The organism is Streptomyces sp. NBC_00076 (assembly GCF_045041235.1).
Classification (GTDB): domain Bacteria; phylum Actinomycetota; class Actinomycetes; order Streptomycetales; family Streptomycetaceae; genus Streptomyces.
The window spans coordinates 10,255,494-10,269,520 of record NZ_CP108242.1; the positions used below are offsets into that span (position 1 = coordinate 10,255,494).

Genomic DNA, 14,027 nt, shown 5'->3' on the forward strand with positions numbered 1-14,027 from the left:
GACTCCTTGATGGATCCTGACGCGACCACGACCGTGCGGCGCCATCCATCACACCTCGCGCCCACTCCCCGCGCCAGGAAGAACAACAGGAAGAACAACAAGGAGGAACAACAAGGAGGAACAAGGGAGAACAAGACGGAACAGGGGAGCAGCCCGGAACAGAGGAACCAGGCAAAACAAGGCAAAACAAGTAGAACAAGGAGAACAAGGAGAACAAGGCAGAACAGCAAGAGGGACGCGGTACGACCGATGAGTTCCTCCCGCCACCGAGGTCCCCCCTTCGAGGAGATCCGACGACCGCGAGGAGGCATGCGCGATGAGCGCGACGGAAGAATCGGCACGGCAGGAATCCCTGCGGAGGTTGGACGTTCTGGTCGGAGCGTGGGGCGTGGAGGCCGACTTTCCGGGCCTGGCGGCGCCCGTCGCACACAGCGTGTTCGAGTGGACCCTGGACGGACGGTTCCTGATCCAGCACACCAAGATCCCCATTGCCGAGGCACCGGACAGCATGGCGATCATCGCGGTCGACCCCGAGACGGGCGCGTACACCCAGCACTACTTCGATTCGCGCGGCGTCGTGCGGCTGTACGCGATGACCTTCGCCGACGGGATGTGGAGGCTGCTGCGGGAGACGCCGGACTTCTCCCCTCTGGCGTTCCGGCAGCGGTTCACCGGGGATGTCGATGACGACGGCGACACCATCCATGGCACCTGGGAGACATCGCCGACCGGCGGCCCGGCCGCCTGGGAGCGGGACTTCACGGTCACCTATCGCAGGAGCCGCTGACATGGTGACCGGTGCATCGCCGGCCGAGATCGCCCGCGCGGTGATCGACACGAACCGGTACCTGGTGCTCGCCACAGCCGACCGCACGGGCACACCGTGGAGTTCGCCCGTGTACTTCGCCCACCGGGGATTCAGGGAGTTCTTCTGGGTCTCCGCGCCGGAGGCCGCCCACTCGCGCAACATCGCGGTGCGACCCCAGGTGGGCATCGTGGTCTTCGACTCCTCGGTACCGATCGGCTGCGGTCAGGGCGTCTACCTGTCGGCCGTCGCCGCCGTGGTGGAGGGGCCGGACACGGACGCCGCGATCGAGGTCTTCTCCCGCCGCTCGGTCGTACACGGGGGCCAGGTGTGGACGGCCCGCGACGTACAGGTCGCCTCCGGCCTGCGGCTCTACCGCGCGGTGGCCGAGGACCACTCCATCCTCGCCAAGGACGGACGACCGGACCACCGCGTCCCGGTCCGCCTCACCTGACGCGCTCGGAACCCGAGCTGCCCATCGCCCGGGGAGAGGAGTCGGGAATGCACGGGCGGGGGACGGCGTTGTGACCCACGTAGCTGACATGCACGGGCCAAGAAGTCCGTGATGTGGGCGGAAGGAGGACCTCATGGCACGCACCACCGCGCGTCCCGTCGTCACACTCAGGTCGACGGCCGGGACCGGAGTCACCTACGTGACACGCAAGAACCGCCTCAACGACCCCGACCGACTGGTCCTGCGCAAGTACGACCCGGTGGCCGGGGAGCACGTCACCTTCCGCGAGGAGCGATGACCGCGATCACCGCACCCCACCGGACGGGCGTGAGAAAGGAAAACACCATGAGGTCCGACATCCACCCCGCCTACCGCCCGGTCGTCTTCCGCGACCGCGCGGCGGGAGCCACGTTCCTCACCCGCTCGACCGCACGAACGTCGCGGACGATCGAGTGGACGGACGGCTCCACCTACCCGCTGATCGACGTCGAGATCTCCTCGGCCGGACACCCCTTCTACACCGGCGCCTCGCGGGTCGTGGACACCGCGGGCCGGGTGGAGCGGTTCCGGCGACGCTACGGAGACACAGTGACCACCGTCCGCCACTGACCAGGCAACTACGGTCGAGGCCGTCGGAGTGGAAAGTGTGTTCGAGCAGGAGGAGGCACGTACATGAAGGTGCGCAATTGGCTGCGCTCGCTGAAGTCCAGGCCCGGGGCCCAGGTGGTGCGCCGCCGGGGCGTGACATTCGTGATCAACAAGAAGGACCCGCGCTTCAAGGCCCGCCAAGGCTGACACAGCGCGTCCACCCGGTCGGCCCGGCCCGCGCCTCGTGGCGGCCGGGACGACCGCCACGACGAACCGGCGACGCGCGCCCCGCCGGGCGCGCGCAGGTCGGCAGTAGGGGCCGCCGGAGCAAGGACCTGGAATGCAAGGGGTCCGACCCCACCCGCGGAGATGCGGATGCGCGAAGCCCTGTCAGGCGCCGCGGACCGAGCCCGTGACGCGCCGCCGACCGGCCCGGTCCGCGCGCCCGGTCCGCGCGCCCGTTCCGCTCGGCCAAGCCCACGCCCCCGGGCCCAGGCCGGCGCCACATCGCCGTCAGGCCGATGACGGCGGCGATGTCGGCGCGGGAACACCGCGCACGGGATGCTTGCTCATGACGGAGACCCGGTTGAAGGCGTTGATCGTGATCGCCACCCAGATCACCGCCGATATCTCGTCGTCGGACAGCACCGCCCGCGCCTGGGCCCAGGCGCTCTCCTGCGCCGCGATGTCCGCCGGACGCGTGGTGGCCTCGGCCAGTGCGAGCGCGGCCCGCTCCTGGGGCGTGAACAACTGGGTGTCCCGCCAGGCCGGAAGGACCCCCAGACGCTGGGAGGTCTCGCCGGCCCGCAGCGCGGCCCTGGTGTGCAGGTTGAGGCAGTACGCGCAGGCGTTGATCTGCGACACCCGGATGTTGACGAGCTCGACGAGGAGCCGGTCCAGTCCCGCGGCGGCGGCCACTCCCCGAACGGCCTCGGCCGTAGCGGTCAGGGCGTGGTACGCCTCGGGGCTCTGTTTGTCGACGAAGACCCGTCCGCCGGTGGTCGCCGGTGCCGCTTCTGTCACGTGCGCTCCTTGATCGCGATGTCTCGCTGATCGTCTTATCACGCGCCGAAGACCCCGACCGCGCCGGGAAGGCGGGCCGGGGCCGGGCGAGCAGGCACGCAGAACGGCAGCGGGTGCGGCGGCGTGCGGACCGAGGTCAGCAGTCCGGGACACCCGCGATCTTCTGGCCGCCCCGCAGGTACAGGTTGTTCACATAGGCGATGTCACTGCCGGACAACTCCTGGACGGCGGTCCACCAGTTGTTCGTCCCGACGGCGGGGTCGGTGATGGTCTGGCCCTGCTTCTGGCACACGGCGTCCAGCCAGTATGTCGAGCGGACGGCGAGCACCGCGGAAGAGGTGGTCGGCTGCGCGCGCAGGTTGACGTCGGTCGCCCAGATGTAGACGTCGGTGAGGGTCGGGTCACCGCCGTCGGCGGTGGCCGGAGCGGCCTGTGCCGTGGTGGCGAGGGCGCCGGTGGCGAGCGCGGCGACGGCCAGGGCGGTGGCGGAGCGACGTATCAGACTCTGCATGTGTGGGTCCCCCATGAGGTGGATGATGCTCGTACGGACGGTTCAGCAGGTCGCGGAGGCGGGCAGTCCGCCGTACTGGTCGCCCTTGAGGTAGACGGCGCTGACGTAGCCCTCGACGAGCTGCACCCAGACGTCGTTGACGTAGCCGTTGTCGCGGATGGTCTCGCCGTGCTTCCAGCAGTAGGCGCCGCGCGGCTGGCCGGCCGCGACACTGCCGACCTTGTCGTACGAGGTCGCCGGGCCCGAGCGGACGTTGACCGTCTCGTACGGCTCGACCGCGTACGGAGCCGCCAGTGCGGTGGCGGAGCCCCGGTCGGGGGCGGCGACGGCGGACGTGGCCGCGATCGGGCCGAGCAGGGCGAGCGCGCCGGCGCCGACGAGTGCGGCCCTGGCGATGGTGCGAGTGGGCATGCTGTGTTTCCCCCTGTGGTCATGTGGTCTGCGCGGCACCTGGCCGGCACTCAGCACGATAGGGAGAGGAGAGGCCCCGCGGTTCCTGACACATGTCAGGGACCCGCGCGAGGACAGCGGTGTAGGTGCGGGAGTCAGCGGCCTTCGTTTGCGGGCGGTCAGCGGTCAGCGGTCAGCGGTCAGCGGTGCGCGGGAGCCGGTGGCGCCGCCACCTCGGGTGCCGTCGCCGGGCACGGCGCGGAGGTGCGCCTGGGCAGCAGCGCGAGGTGCTCCTCGCGCACCAGGTTGAACCGCAGGGCCAGCGTAACCACGTCCTCGCGCTTGGCACCCACCCGCCCGCCGTCCCTCGGGCCGGCCGCCGGCAGGTCGTCCTCGTGGACGCTCCGCAGCCGGAGCTTCGCGGCCGTCAGATAGTCGATGTGGTAGTTCACCGCCGAGCGGGTCAGGTCACCGCACGACTCCAGAGGACGCAGCCGCTCGACGATCTCCCCGGCGCCGGGCAGGGCCGCACCGGAGGAACTGCGCAGCCTCGGCTCGCACAACGCGACCAGGACCAGGAAGTACTTCGATGTCGGGTCGAGGGAGAAGGGACTGACGGTCCGCTCCCCGTGGTCGGGACCCGCCCCGTCCGGCGCGTAGGCGTGCTGCGGTGCGAAGACCTTGAACGTCGAGGTGCCGTCCAGCGCGGGCAGTACCACTCTGGAGAACTCGAACGGAACGGGGGCGCCGAGCCGTCCCGGGGCGACCTTGATGTACTCGCCGGCCCCTTCGAGGTTCTCCACCACATAGGTGGAGGTGGCGCTGAAGTTCGACAGGCGCCAGAAGTCCCCGGCGGCCTCGATGCGTCCCGCAAGGCGCGACACCCCTGGATCGGCCAGCACGATGGCGGGCGCGTCGCCGGGCGCCCCCCGGCCGAAGTCCTTCGTCTCACCGGGCCCCATGTGGATCAGCCGCGGCTTCCGGTGAATTCCGCTGTGGTGCGCCGCTGTTTCGTCGGGCAACTGCACGATAACGGTGTCCATTACACACTTCCCCCGTCGTGGTCGTCGAAATCCTAAAGGCCCCGTGGACATTCCCGAGAGTCGCAACAGGCCGTTCTCCACCACTTGTTCTCGGGAACGCGCCCTCCCGACAGGATCCGAACATCCGGTCCCTACGGTTCCGGCGAAGCCTGTCGCGCCGGCGAATGACCGCTGCCCGTAGGCCCGGAAAGATCAGCCGCCGTCGTCGTTTCCGCGATGCCCGCGCGAGTGGCCTGGTGACCCCTCCTGACCTCGGTGCAGCAATGTCGGTGAACCCCGCCGGTCCACGAAGGGTTCGCCAACCGAATGCGACTTGGACGACTCCTGCGGGATTCCGGGACATCCCAACCCGGCGGAACTACGGTCCGACGCGCACGACCCGCTACCCGTGCGACCAAGGCGTCGCCAAATCCCCCTGATCGTCCAGGAACACGGCCGTGGAGGCCAGGTGCGCACCGAGCGCGATTACGCCGCGGACTCGCCGAGGTATGCGATCGCCGACGGGCCGCCGCAGCTCCGCATCGGCGGGGTCGAGGACGAGCATCCGCCGCCGCGCCCGCCAGCGACGTGATCGTTTGCTGTGTGGCACGCGCAAACCCGGGCAGCAGCACTGACGTGCGCCGGACGATCGGCGTGACACAGACGAAGTCGGTAGAAAGGCGGCAAATTGTGGCAGACGTGGATCTTGAGGAACAGCCCAATCCGCCGAGCAAGGGAAACCTTCCGAAGTCCGTTGCCAAGCTGCCGCAGCAGGTCCGGGAAGAACTGACCCGACGGCTGCGACGGAACAAGCGCGCCTTCCGCGAGGAGGACGTCCAGGTCGTCGAACCGCCGCTGTTGAGGCGTGCGGTCGGCGCCTCGGCGCTCGGCAACTGCATGGAATGGTTCGACTTCGGCGTCTACAGCTACCTCGCCGCCACCATCGGCAAGGTGTTCTTCCCTGGCGCCTCACCGGCCGCCCAGGTCATCTCCTCCTTCGCGACCTTCGCCGCGGCGTTCGTGGTGCGCCCCCTCGGCGGCCTCATCTTCGGCCCGTTGGGTGACCGGGTCGGCAGGCAGAAGGTACTCGCCACCACCATGATCATGATGGCGGTCGGCACCTTCGCCATCGGCCTGATCCCGAGTTACGGCACCATCGGCATCGCGGCGCCCATCCTGCTGCTGCTCGCCCGCATGGTCCAGGGCTTCTCCACCGGCGGCGAGTACGGCGGCGCCACCACCTTCGTCGCCGAGTACTCCCCGGACCGCCGCCGAGGCTTCCTCTCCAGCTGGCTCGACTTCGGCACCTTCACCGGCTACGCCCTCGGCTCCGCCCTGGTCACCGTGCTGAACCTGTTGCTCACCGACGCGGAGATGCTCTCCTGGGGCTGGCGGATCCCCTTCCTGATCGCCGGGCCGCTCGGGGTGATCGGTCTGTACATGCGGCTCAAGCTGGAGGAATCCCCGGCGTTCCAGCAGCAGTTGGACGAACACGAGAAGAGCCTCGCCCAGGAGTCGGCGGGCAGCGAGCTGCGGAGCATCGTCAAGGACCACTGGCGGCCGCTGCTGATCTGCATGGGCCTCGTACTGCTCTACAACGTGACCAACTACATGGTCACCGGTTTCCTGCCCACCTATCAGACGGAGACGTTGCACCGCTCGAGCAGCTCCGCGGACGTCCTGGTGCTGATCGGCATGGTGTGGATCGTGCTGCTGATCACCTTCCTCGGCCGGTTCAGTGACCGGGTCGGCCGACGGCCCCTCTACGGTGTGGCGGCGGCCGCGATGATCGTCCTCGCCGTCCCGTCCTTCCTGCTGATCAAGGCGGAGGGAACGTGGGCACCCATCTTCGGCGTGCTCATCCTCTCCACCCTGCTGGGCTGCTTCGCCGCACCGAGCGCCGCCACCCTGCCCGCCCTGTTCCCGACCGCCGTCCGCTACGCGGCCATGGGCATCGGCTTCAACTTCGCCGTCGCCGCCTTCGGCGGCACCACTCCGCTCGTGACCGAGGCGCTGGTCAGCGTCACCGGCGACGATCTGATGCCCGCCTACTACCTGATGCTGGCCGGGGTCATCGGCCTGGTGACGGTGAAGTTCCTGCCGGAGAGCGCCCAGGTACCGCTGAACGGCTCGCAGCCGATGGTCGGTTCGCGGGAGGAACAGCGGGAACTGATCAGCACCAGCACGGACCTGTACCGGGTGTCACGCGAAACCACCGGAGTCCGCTGAGCCGGTGCTTCGGCCGAGGGCCGTCTCCCAGGCGGCCACGGCGTGGTGCACATCCATCCCGTGGCGGGCGTACAGCTCGGACGCCCCGGTGGCGTTCGAGGTGTCCACGCCCCGTCCGGGAGGGTCCCGCCTCCCCCAAGCAGCCACCACCGGCACGCCGCGACACGACAGCCGCCGCGGTGCGAGTGTGGGTTCGCGCAACCTCCAGCCTGGGGTAAGCTTGATCCAGAACGCGGCGCCGAACTTCCGGTGTCCGACGATGCGTTGGTGGTCCAAGGAAAGACGCCCCGCTTCCTGCGGGGAGATGCAGGTGCAAGGCCTGCCCAGCGCTCGAACAGGAACCCCATCCCGCCCAGCGGGGTGGGGTTTCCGCATGTAGGCACCCCTTCCTCAGCTCGCCGCAAGGACGCGAACGCGACCGCCGGGGAGCATGGAGAGCGCGCCGACGGCGGCTGTGCCGAAGAGTCATGAGAGGCGAAAAACTGCCCCGACCATGGCGGGGTGGGCGAGGGCGGCGAGGGTCAGACCCAGTGCACCGAACACGAACTGCTCGCGGCGTCGGCGCCCTCATGGGCCGCAGCCCTCGTCCTGGACCTGTCGCGTACAAAAGCTGAGCACTGCATTTGAGCCAACCTGACCCTGGAAAAAGGTGCAGACCTATTCCGAAGGGCGTCCTTTCCGCAGGCCGTCCAGCAGTGAGTCCGGACGCCTCGCCATGTGAATGAGTCAGCGTCAAAAACAATCTGTCTGCCGGTTGATTGTTCAACGGGTGCGCTGCGACAATCCCCTCCCGGCCGGCGTCGCCACCCCCCGACGTATCGGCCGGACGCCGAACAAGGCACCAGTCTCACGGACATTCGAAGCACGCGAATTTCGTATTCACGAACCCCCCACAAGTCCGCACAGGGAATGACTCGGGTGCGCCTCGGCGCGCGCCTTGAGCCGCTGGGTCGGCAGCTCGAACGAGTCGGATGCGCGGCGACGAGCAGCAAAGAAGGTGCATATTGTCAGGGCACTCCACGCCGTTCGGCGGACCGTCGCCACATCCCGACGCGGCCCCCGGACATGCCGAGCTTCGATCCGTGTCCCACGATCCCGCCTATGAGTCACTCCGTCGCGCCCACCGTCGATTCTCTGTCAGGGCGACAGCCGTCGCCGTGGGTGGATTCCTCTCGTACGTCCTGCTGTCCAGCTTCGTGCCCGACCTGATGAACGTGTCCTTGAGCGGCCACTTCACTCTCGGACTGGCCCTGGGCCTTGGGCAGTTCGTGCTGATGGCCGTGATCGTGTGGCGCTACCTCGTCCATATGCGTACCCGCGTCGCACCGGTGGCCCGCGGGCTGCGTGGACTGGCCCGTCACCAGGAGGAGGTCGCGGCGCGAGGGCGTGCGACGGCCGAGCCGCCGGTGGCCCCCGGAGCGGGGGAGTACCGCCCGTGGTGACGACCTCAGCCGCGGTCGAAGATCGCTTCAGTCTGCAACTGACGCTCGTACTCTTTCTGTCCGTGGTCGTGGTCTCCCTGTTCACGGCTCTGCTGACCGCACCCCAACGCGACGAGATCAGCGAGTTCTACCTCGGTGACCGCACCATGACACCGCTGCGGAACGGGCTCGCGATGTGCGGGGACTACCTGTCGGCCGCGACGCTGCTGGGCAGTACCGGGCTGGTCGCCCTGACCGGGTACGACGGACTGCTGTACCTGTGCGGCACGGCCGTCGCCTGGATGATGGTCCTGCTGCTGATCGCCGAACCCCTCCGCAACACCGGCAGGTTCACCCTGGGAGACACGCTGGCGCTGCGCCTGCCACGCAAGCAGCGGCCTGTGCGGCTAGCCCTGGCGGTCTGCACGCTGACCATCGCCACCCTCTACCTGGTGGCCCAACTCGTCGGCAGCGTGGCTCTGTTGACCCAGTTCACCGGCGAGCCCAGTCCCGCCACCCGCACCCTGTGCGTCGTCGTCATCGGCACCATCGTCATCGTCTACGCCGCCATCGGGGGTATGCCCGGAGCCACGTTCATCCAGATCGTCAAGGCCGTGATGCTGGTCTCGGGAGTCAGTGTCACGGCCGTGATGGTCCTGCAGCACTTCGACTGGAACGTGGGCGCCCTGCTCGCCGCCGCCGCGGACAACAGCGGTTCGGGAACCCGGTTCCTGAAGCCCGGGCTGCGCTACGGCGCGAGCACCAACAGCAAACTGGACTTCCTCAGCCTGCAGTTGGCCATCGTGCTCGGCCTGGCCGCCCTTCCGCACGTGATGATGAGGCTGCTCGCCCCGAAGTCGGGCAGCGTCCTGCGCTCCTCGGTGGTGTGGGCCATGGGGCTGGTCAGCCTGGTCTGCCTGGCCGCGGGCATTCTCGGCCTGGGCGCCACCGCCATCGTGGGCCGGGACACCATCGTGCAGACCGACCGCAAGGGAGACGCCGCCGTCCTGCTGCTGGCGCACGCCCTTGGGGGCGGTGTCCTCACCGCCCTGCTGTCCTGTCTGGCCTTCGTGACGCTGCTGGCTGTCGCGGCCGGCCTCACCCTGGCCGCGGCCTCCTCTCTCGCTCATGACGTCTACGGCGAGGTGATCCGCAAGGGCAGGGCGAAACAGACGGAGGAACTGGCCGTGGCCCGGCTCTCCGCGGCCGTCATCGGTGTCCTCGGCATGCTGCTCGCGCTGATCTCCTGGGGCGCGAACACGGCCACGCTGGCGTTCCTCGCCTTCGCCATCGCCGCGTCCGCCATCCTGCCGACGCTCGTGTACACCTTGTTCTGGCGGCGCTTCACCGCACAGGGCGCTCTGCTCAGTCTCTGCGGAGGCCTGCTGTGCTCCGTACTGCTCGTCGTCTTCTCTCCCGTCGTCTCCTCCACCCCCGCGTCGCTCTACCCGGCCGCCGACTTCGCCTGGTTCCCGTTGCAGAACCCTGGCATCATCTCCATCCCCGCCGGTTTCCTCCTCGGCTGGCTCGGCTCCATACTGAGCCGGGGCGAAGACCCCGAAATCTACGAGGACTTCGAGACCCGTACCCTCGTCGGAGTCGACTAGGACCTGTCCTAGGGGTATTCGGGATGTTTGGCCCCAAGGAGTCATTGACGACCAGATCGCGTCCGCCACTCGGAATTCCCGCTGCTTCCTGGGAGTTCGGTGGCGGATGTGTGGAGTTTGCGTTCCTCTTTCATGCCCAGGAGGTGCGTGGTTTGTGCGGTGTACCTTCGGAAAGCGCCGGTGACCGGTGCGGACTTGCGGCAGGATCTCTCGTGCAGTAATCAGGTGAATCATGAACTTGTTCAGTCGTGGCAACGTGTTCCGACGCCCGGAGCCCACCGCCGCCCCCCACCCCCACACCCGGTCGACGGGCGCCGCCTCGGCCGTTCTTCCGGAGCCCGGTCTGTCGGCGCTGACCGGAGAATGGGTCATCGACCCGGCACACAGCAGGATCGGCTTCTCCGTGCGGCACGCCATGGTGACGACGGTCCGCGGTGCCTTCACCGACTACCAGAGCCGCCTCTACTTCGACGGTCGCGACCCGGCTCGCTCGAAGGCGGAGATCATCGTGTCCACCGCCGGCGTCGACACCGGCGTGGAACAGCGCGACGCCCACCTGGTGGGCCGCGACTTCCTGGACGCCGCGACCTACCCGCGCCTGCGCTTCGCCAGCACCGCCGTCGAGGTGTCCGGCAACGATGTCTACCGCATGACCGGCGACCTGACCATCAAGGCAGTCACCAGGCCGGTCGTGCTGGAACTCACCTACATAGGGCACGTCACCGACCCCTTCGGCTACGAACGTGTCGGCTTCGACGGGACCACCACCATCAACCGCTCCGAATGGGGTCTGACGTACAGCTCCAAACTCGCCGAAGGCGGCGCCATGGTGAGCGAGAAGGTGCGCCTGCAACTCGACATCGCCGCTATCCGCGCCATCCCCGGCGCCTGAGCACGCGGCCGACACCCGCGCGCCGATCGCTCCGGTGCTCGCGTGCGGCCGGCGAGTCGGGCGAGGGGAAGCCGACGGCGACGGGCGGCGGGCCTGGGCGACGAAACCGGCCTGGTCGGACAGGGGTTGGGTAGTGACGGGGGCGTTCTCCATGCCGCCCGTCACTGCCCGCCCCACCCTCGGCCGAGCCCAACGGTGGAGAACAGGTCGAGCGCGCGCTCATCAGGTCAAGCGTCCCGGACTCTTGACTCGGAATGCGCGCGCCGCGATCCTCGTCAGCATATGTTGCGCCGGTCATGACAACTCGCTGGGCAGTCAGGGTGCCTTCGTCGACCGTGCCATCCCGCCGATCGAGGGACGTGGGCAGTGACCATGACCGGACGCCCGTACCGCCGACGCAAAGACGTCACCTTGATGTCGCTGCTGCTTCTCGTGTTGGCCATGTTCCTTGGCCCTACGCCGAGTTCGGCGGCCGGCGCCGACTGGTGGGTGCCGACCGCGCGCCCGGCGCCGGACTCCCAGATCAACGTCACCGGTGAGCCGTTCACCGGCACGAACGCACAGGGCGAGGTACGCGGCTTCGTCGACGCCCACAACCACCTGTTCGCCAACGAGGGCTTCGGCGGGCGGCTCATCTGCGGAAAGACGTTCTCCGAGGCCGGCGTCGCCGACGCGCTCAAGGACTGTCCCGAGCACTACCCCGACGGCTCCCTCGCGATCTTCGACTACATCACCAACGGCGGTGACGGCAAGCACGATCCGGCCGGCTGGCCCACCTTCAAGGACTGGCCCGCCTACGACTCGCTGACCCACCAGCAGAACTACTACGCCTGGGTGGAGCGCGCCTGGCGCGGCGGCCAGCGGGTGCTCGTCAACGACCTCGTCACCAACGGCGTGATCTGCTCGATCTACCCCTTCAAGGACCGAAGCTGCGACGAGATGACGTCGATCCGCCTCCAGGCGAAGCTGACGTACGACCTCCAGGCCTACGTCGACAAGATGTACGGCGGCACGGGCAAGGGCTGGTTCCGGATCGTCACCGACAGCGCTCAGGCCCGACAGGTCGTCGAGCAGGGCAAGTTGGCGGTCGTCCTGGGCGTCGAGACGTCCGAGCCGTTCGGCTGCAAGCAGGTCCTGGACATCGCGCAGTGCAGCAAGGCCGACATCGACAAGGGGCTGGACGAGCTGTACGCGCTGGGTGTGCGCAGCATGTTCCTGTGCCACAAGTTCGACAACGCGCTGTGCGGCGTCCGCTTCGACGAGGGCGGGCTCGGAACGGCCATCAACGTCGGGCAGTTCCTGTCGACCGGCACCTTCTGGAAGACGGAGAAGTGCACCGGCCCCCAGCACGACAACCCCATCGGCACCGCCGCCTCCAAGGCGGAGGAAGACCTCCCGGCGGGCGTGCAGGTCCCCGCGTACGACGATGACGCCCAGTGCAACGCGCGCGGACTGACCGACCTCGGCGAGTACGCCGCCCGCGGCATGATGAAACGCAAGATGATGCTGGAGATCGACCACATGAGCGTCAAGGCCACCGGCCGGGTGCTCGACATCTTCGAGTCGGCGTCGTACCCCGGTGTGCTCTCCTCGCACAGCTGGATGGACCTCAACTGGACCGAGCGGGTCTACGGCCTCGGCGGCTTCGTCGCCCAGTACATGTACGGCTCCGAGAAGTTCAGTACCGAGGCGAAGCGCACGAACGCCCTGCGCGACAAGTACGACGTGGGCTACGGCTTCGGCACGGACATGAACGGAGTCGGCGGCTGGCCGGCCCCGCGCGGCGCGGACGCCGCCAACAAGGTCACCTACCCCTTCAAGAGCGTCGACGGCGGCTCCGTCATCGACAAGCAGACCACCGGCCGACGCACGTGGGACCTGAACACCGACGGCGCCGCGCACTACGGTCTCGTCCCGGACTGGATCGAGGACATCCGGCGCGTCGGCGGTCAGGGCGTGGTGGACGACCTCTTCCGGGGCGCCGAGTCCTACCTCGACACCTGGGGCGCGACGCAGCGGCACCAGGCGGGCGCCAACCTCGCCAAGGGCGCGTCGGTCACGGCCAGTTCGTCGGAGTCGAACCCGGTCACGAGCTACGCGCCGGGCCGTGCCGTGGACGGCGACACGGGCACCCGCTGGGCCAGCGACTGGAGCGACGACCAGTGGCTGCGGATCGACCTGGGCTCCACGAACCGGGTCGGGAGCGTCACGCTCGACTGGGAGCGCGCCTACGCGACGTCGTACCGCGTCGAACTCTCCACCGACGGCGTGAGCTGGCGGACCGCCTGGTCCACCACCTCGGGCGACGGCGGCCTGGACACGGCCCGCTTCACCGGTACACCGGCCCGCTACGTCCGCTTCGTGGGCCTGGACCGCGGCACGGACTGGGGCTACTCGCTGCGCGAGGTCGGCGTCCACAGCAGCTGACGGCAGGCCGGCACGAGCACGAGGGGCACGCACATGGCACGGATGCCGTCGGCACAACGGCGCCGACAGCTGACGGAGGCGGCGATCAGGGCGATGACCCGGGACGGCGTCGCGAGGACGACGACCCGGTCCATCGCCGCTGAGGCGGAGGTGTCCCTGAGCGTCTTCCACTACTGCTTCGACTCCAAGCAGGCCCTGATCGAGTCCGTCATCACGACCCTCACGGAGCACTCCGTGACCGTGGTGAAGGAGGCGATACGGCCCAGGGCCACGCTGGAGGAGACCGTCCGGGCCGGGTTCCAGGCGTACTGGGACCACGTCCGTGCCCACCCCGACGAGCACATGCTCACCTACGAACTGACCCAGTACGCCCTGCGTCAGCCGGGGTTCGAGCATCTGGCGCGACGCCAGTACGAGCTCTACGGCGACGCGTATGCCGAACTCATCGACGAGCTGGGCCGGAGCATGGACTTCCGACTGGGCGTGGAGGTCTCCGTCCTGGCCCGCTACCTGGCCGCGATGACGGACGGGCTGACCCTCAACTACCTGGTGCTCGGCGACGACGCGGCCTGGACCGACATCCTCGACACGGTCACCGCCCACATCGCCGGCCTCGTGGACACCGACGCCCCACCACGATGACCGGGCGCGCGGGCGC

General features: G+C 68.7%; 16 protein-coding genes. 11 read left to right on the forward strand and 5 right to left on the reverse strand.

Features of this window, described 5'->3' with window-relative positions; all coding sequences use genetic code 11:
* Positions 1-316 precede the first annotated feature (316 nt).
* The 5 genes from OHA64_RS45740 to ykgO all read left to right on the forward strand — a co-directional run bounded on the left by OHA64_RS45740 (position 317) and on the right by ykgO (position 2,054).
* Positions 317-787 carry a hypothetical protein gene (locus OHA64_RS45740; protein ID WP_405623185.1) on the forward strand — a complete coding sequence of 157 codons (471 nt, stop codon included), beginning with the start codon at positions 317-319 and terminating at the stop codon, positions 785-787.
* A 1-nt stretch (position 788) separates the two neighbouring features.
* The gene (locus OHA64_RS45745; RefSeq protein WP_405623186.1) at positions 789-1,259 is read left to right on the forward strand and encodes a pyridoxamine 5'-phosphate oxidase family protein; all 471 of its coding nucleotides are present in this window, start codon (positions 789-791) and stop codon (positions 1,257-1,259) included.
* Between the two features lie 133 nt (positions 1,260-1,392).
* Positions 1,393-1,557, forward strand: coding sequence for a 50S ribosomal protein L33 (gene rpmG / locus OHA64_RS45750; protein WP_405623187.1), 165 nt, complete (start codon positions 1,393-1,395; stop codon positions 1,555-1,557).
* Positions 1,558-1,604: 47 nt separating this feature from the next.
* Positions 1,605-1,868: a type B 50S ribosomal protein L31 gene (locus OHA64_RS45755; RefSeq protein ID WP_405623188.1), complete on the forward strand. Its 264-nt coding sequence runs from the start codon at positions 1,605-1,607 to the stop codon at positions 1,866-1,868.
* A gap of 63 nt (positions 1,869-1,931) precedes the next feature.
* On the forward strand, positions 1,932-2,054 hold the full coding sequence (gene ykgO, locus OHA64_RS45760) for a type B 50S ribosomal protein L36 (protein WP_405623189.1): 123 nt from the start codon (positions 1,932-1,934) through the stop codon (positions 2,052-2,054).
* 306 nt (positions 2,055-2,360) lie between these two features.
* On the opposite strand, the gene OHA64_RS45765 is transcribed toward ykgO, so the two are convergent.
* From OHA64_RS45765 to OHA64_RS45780, 4 genes are all read right to left on the reverse strand, one after another.
* Positions 2,361-2,870, reverse strand: a complete 510-nt coding sequence (locus OHA64_RS45765; protein ID WP_405623190.1) for a carboxymuconolactone decarboxylase family protein — start codon at positions 2,868-2,870, stop codon at positions 2,361-2,363.
* A gap of 136 nt (positions 2,871-3,006) precedes the next feature.
* Positions 3,007-3,381, reverse strand: a complete 375-nt coding sequence (locus tag OHA64_RS45770) for a peptidase M23 (RefSeq protein WP_405623191.1) — start codon at positions 3,379-3,381, stop codon at positions 3,007-3,009.
* 42 nt (positions 3,382-3,423) lie between these two features.
* Positions 3,424-3,792: an SH3 domain-containing protein gene (locus OHA64_RS45775; RefSeq protein WP_405623192.1), complete on the reverse strand. Its 369-nt coding sequence runs from the start codon at positions 3,790-3,792 to the stop codon at positions 3,424-3,426.
* 179 nt (positions 3,793-3,971) lie between these two features.
* Complete coding sequence (locus tag OHA64_RS45780; protein ID WP_405623193.1) at positions 3,972-4,814, reverse strand: serine/threonine protein kinase; 843 nt, start codon at positions 4,812-4,814, stop codon at positions 3,972-3,974.
* A 678-nt stretch (positions 4,815-5,492) separates the two neighbouring features.
* On the opposite strand from OHA64_RS45780, the gene OHA64_RS45785 reads away from it, so the two are divergent.
* Positions 5,493-7,022, forward strand: coding sequence for an MFS transporter (locus tag OHA64_RS45785; protein ID WP_405623194.1), 1,530 nt, complete (start codon positions 5,493-5,495; stop codon positions 7,020-7,022).
* On the opposite strand, the gene OHA64_RS45790 is transcribed toward OHA64_RS45785, so the two are convergent.
* Positions 6,996-7,130 carry a hypothetical protein gene (locus OHA64_RS45790; protein WP_405623195.1) on the reverse strand — a complete coding sequence of 45 codons (135 nt, stop codon included), beginning with the start codon at positions 7,128-7,130 and terminating at the stop codon, positions 6,996-6,998. The two genes, OHA64_RS45785 and OHA64_RS45790, sit on opposite strands and share 27 nt — an antisense overlap.
* A gap of 974 nt (positions 7,131-8,104) precedes the next feature.
* Between OHA64_RS45790 and OHA64_RS45795 the strand changes: the two genes are divergently transcribed.
* The 5 genes from OHA64_RS45795 (at position 8,105) to OHA64_RS45815 (ending at position 14,011) form a co-directional block, all read left to right on the forward strand.
* Positions 8,105-8,464 (forward strand): DUF485 domain-containing protein, encoded by a 360-nt coding sequence (locus tag OHA64_RS45795; RefSeq protein WP_405623196.1) that lies wholly within the window; start codon positions 8,105-8,107, stop codon positions 8,462-8,464.
* A complete protein-coding gene (locus OHA64_RS45800; RefSeq protein WP_405623198.1) occupies positions 8,458-10,050 on the forward strand; it encodes a cation acetate symporter in 1,593 nt (530 codons plus the stop codon). The genes OHA64_RS45795 and OHA64_RS45800 overlap by 7 nt, the downstream gene beginning before the upstream one ends.
* A 232-nt stretch (positions 10,051-10,282) precedes the next feature.
* The gene (locus tag OHA64_RS45805) at positions 10,283-10,942 is read left to right on the forward strand and encodes a YceI family protein (RefSeq protein WP_405623199.1); all 660 of its coding nucleotides are present in this window, start codon (positions 10,283-10,285) and stop codon (positions 10,940-10,942) included.
* A gap of 372 nt (positions 10,943-11,314) precedes the next feature.
* Positions 11,315-13,369 (forward strand): discoidin domain-containing protein, encoded by a 2,055-nt coding sequence (locus OHA64_RS45810; protein WP_405624392.1) that lies wholly within the window; start codon positions 11,315-11,317, stop codon positions 13,367-13,369.
* Positions 13,370-13,402: 33 nt separating this feature from the next.
* Positions 13,403-14,011, forward strand: a complete 609-nt coding sequence (locus tag OHA64_RS45815) for a TetR/AcrR family transcriptional regulator (RefSeq protein WP_405623201.1) — start codon at positions 13,403-13,405, stop codon at positions 14,009-14,011.
* Positions 14,012-14,027 lie beyond the last annotated feature (16 nt).

Bases quoted from the DNA above. Each gene is read 5' to 3' on its own strand.
- OHA64_RS45745 (WP_405623186.1), top strand. From the start codon at position 789: ATGGTGACCGGTGCATCGCCGGCCGAGATCGCCCGCGCGGTGATCGAC.
- OHA64_RS45740 (WP_405623185.1), top strand. From the start codon at position 317: ATGAGCGCGACGGAAGAATCGGCACGGCAGGAATCCCTGCGGAGGTTG.
- OHA64_RS45810 (WP_405624392.1), top strand. From the start codon at position 11,315: ATGACCGGACGCCCGTACCGCCGACGCAAAGACGTCACCTTGATGTCG.
- ykgO (WP_405623189.1), top strand. From the start codon at position 1,932: ATGAAGGTGCGCAATTGGCTGCGCTCGCTGAAGTCCAGGCCCGGGGCC.
- OHA64_RS45805 (WP_405623199.1), top strand. From the start codon at position 10,283: ATGAACTTGTTCAGTCGTGGCAACGTGTTCCGACGCCCGGAGCCCACC.
- OHA64_RS45775 (WP_405623192.1), bottom strand. From the start codon at position 3,792: ATGCCCACTCGCACCATCGCCAGGGCCGCACTCGTCGGCGCCGGCGCG.
- OHA64_RS45780 (WP_405623193.1), bottom strand. From the start codon at position 4,814: ATGGACACCGTTATCGTGCAGTTGCCCGACGAAACAGCGGCGCACCAC.
- OHA64_RS45755 (WP_405623188.1), top strand. From the start codon at position 1,605: ATGAGGTCCGACATCCACCCCGCCTACCGCCCGGTCGTCTTCCGCGAC.
- rpmG (WP_405623187.1), top strand. From the start codon at position 1,393: ATGGCACGCACCACCGCGCGTCCCGTCGTCACACTCAGGTCGACGGCC.
- OHA64_RS45815 (WP_405623201.1), top strand. From the start codon at position 13,403: ATGGCACGGATGCCGTCGGCACAACGGCGCCGACAGCTGACGGAGGCG.
- OHA64_RS45770 (WP_405623191.1), bottom strand. From the start codon at position 3,381: ATGCAGAGTCTGATACGTCGCTCCGCCACCGCCCTGGCCGTCGCCGCG.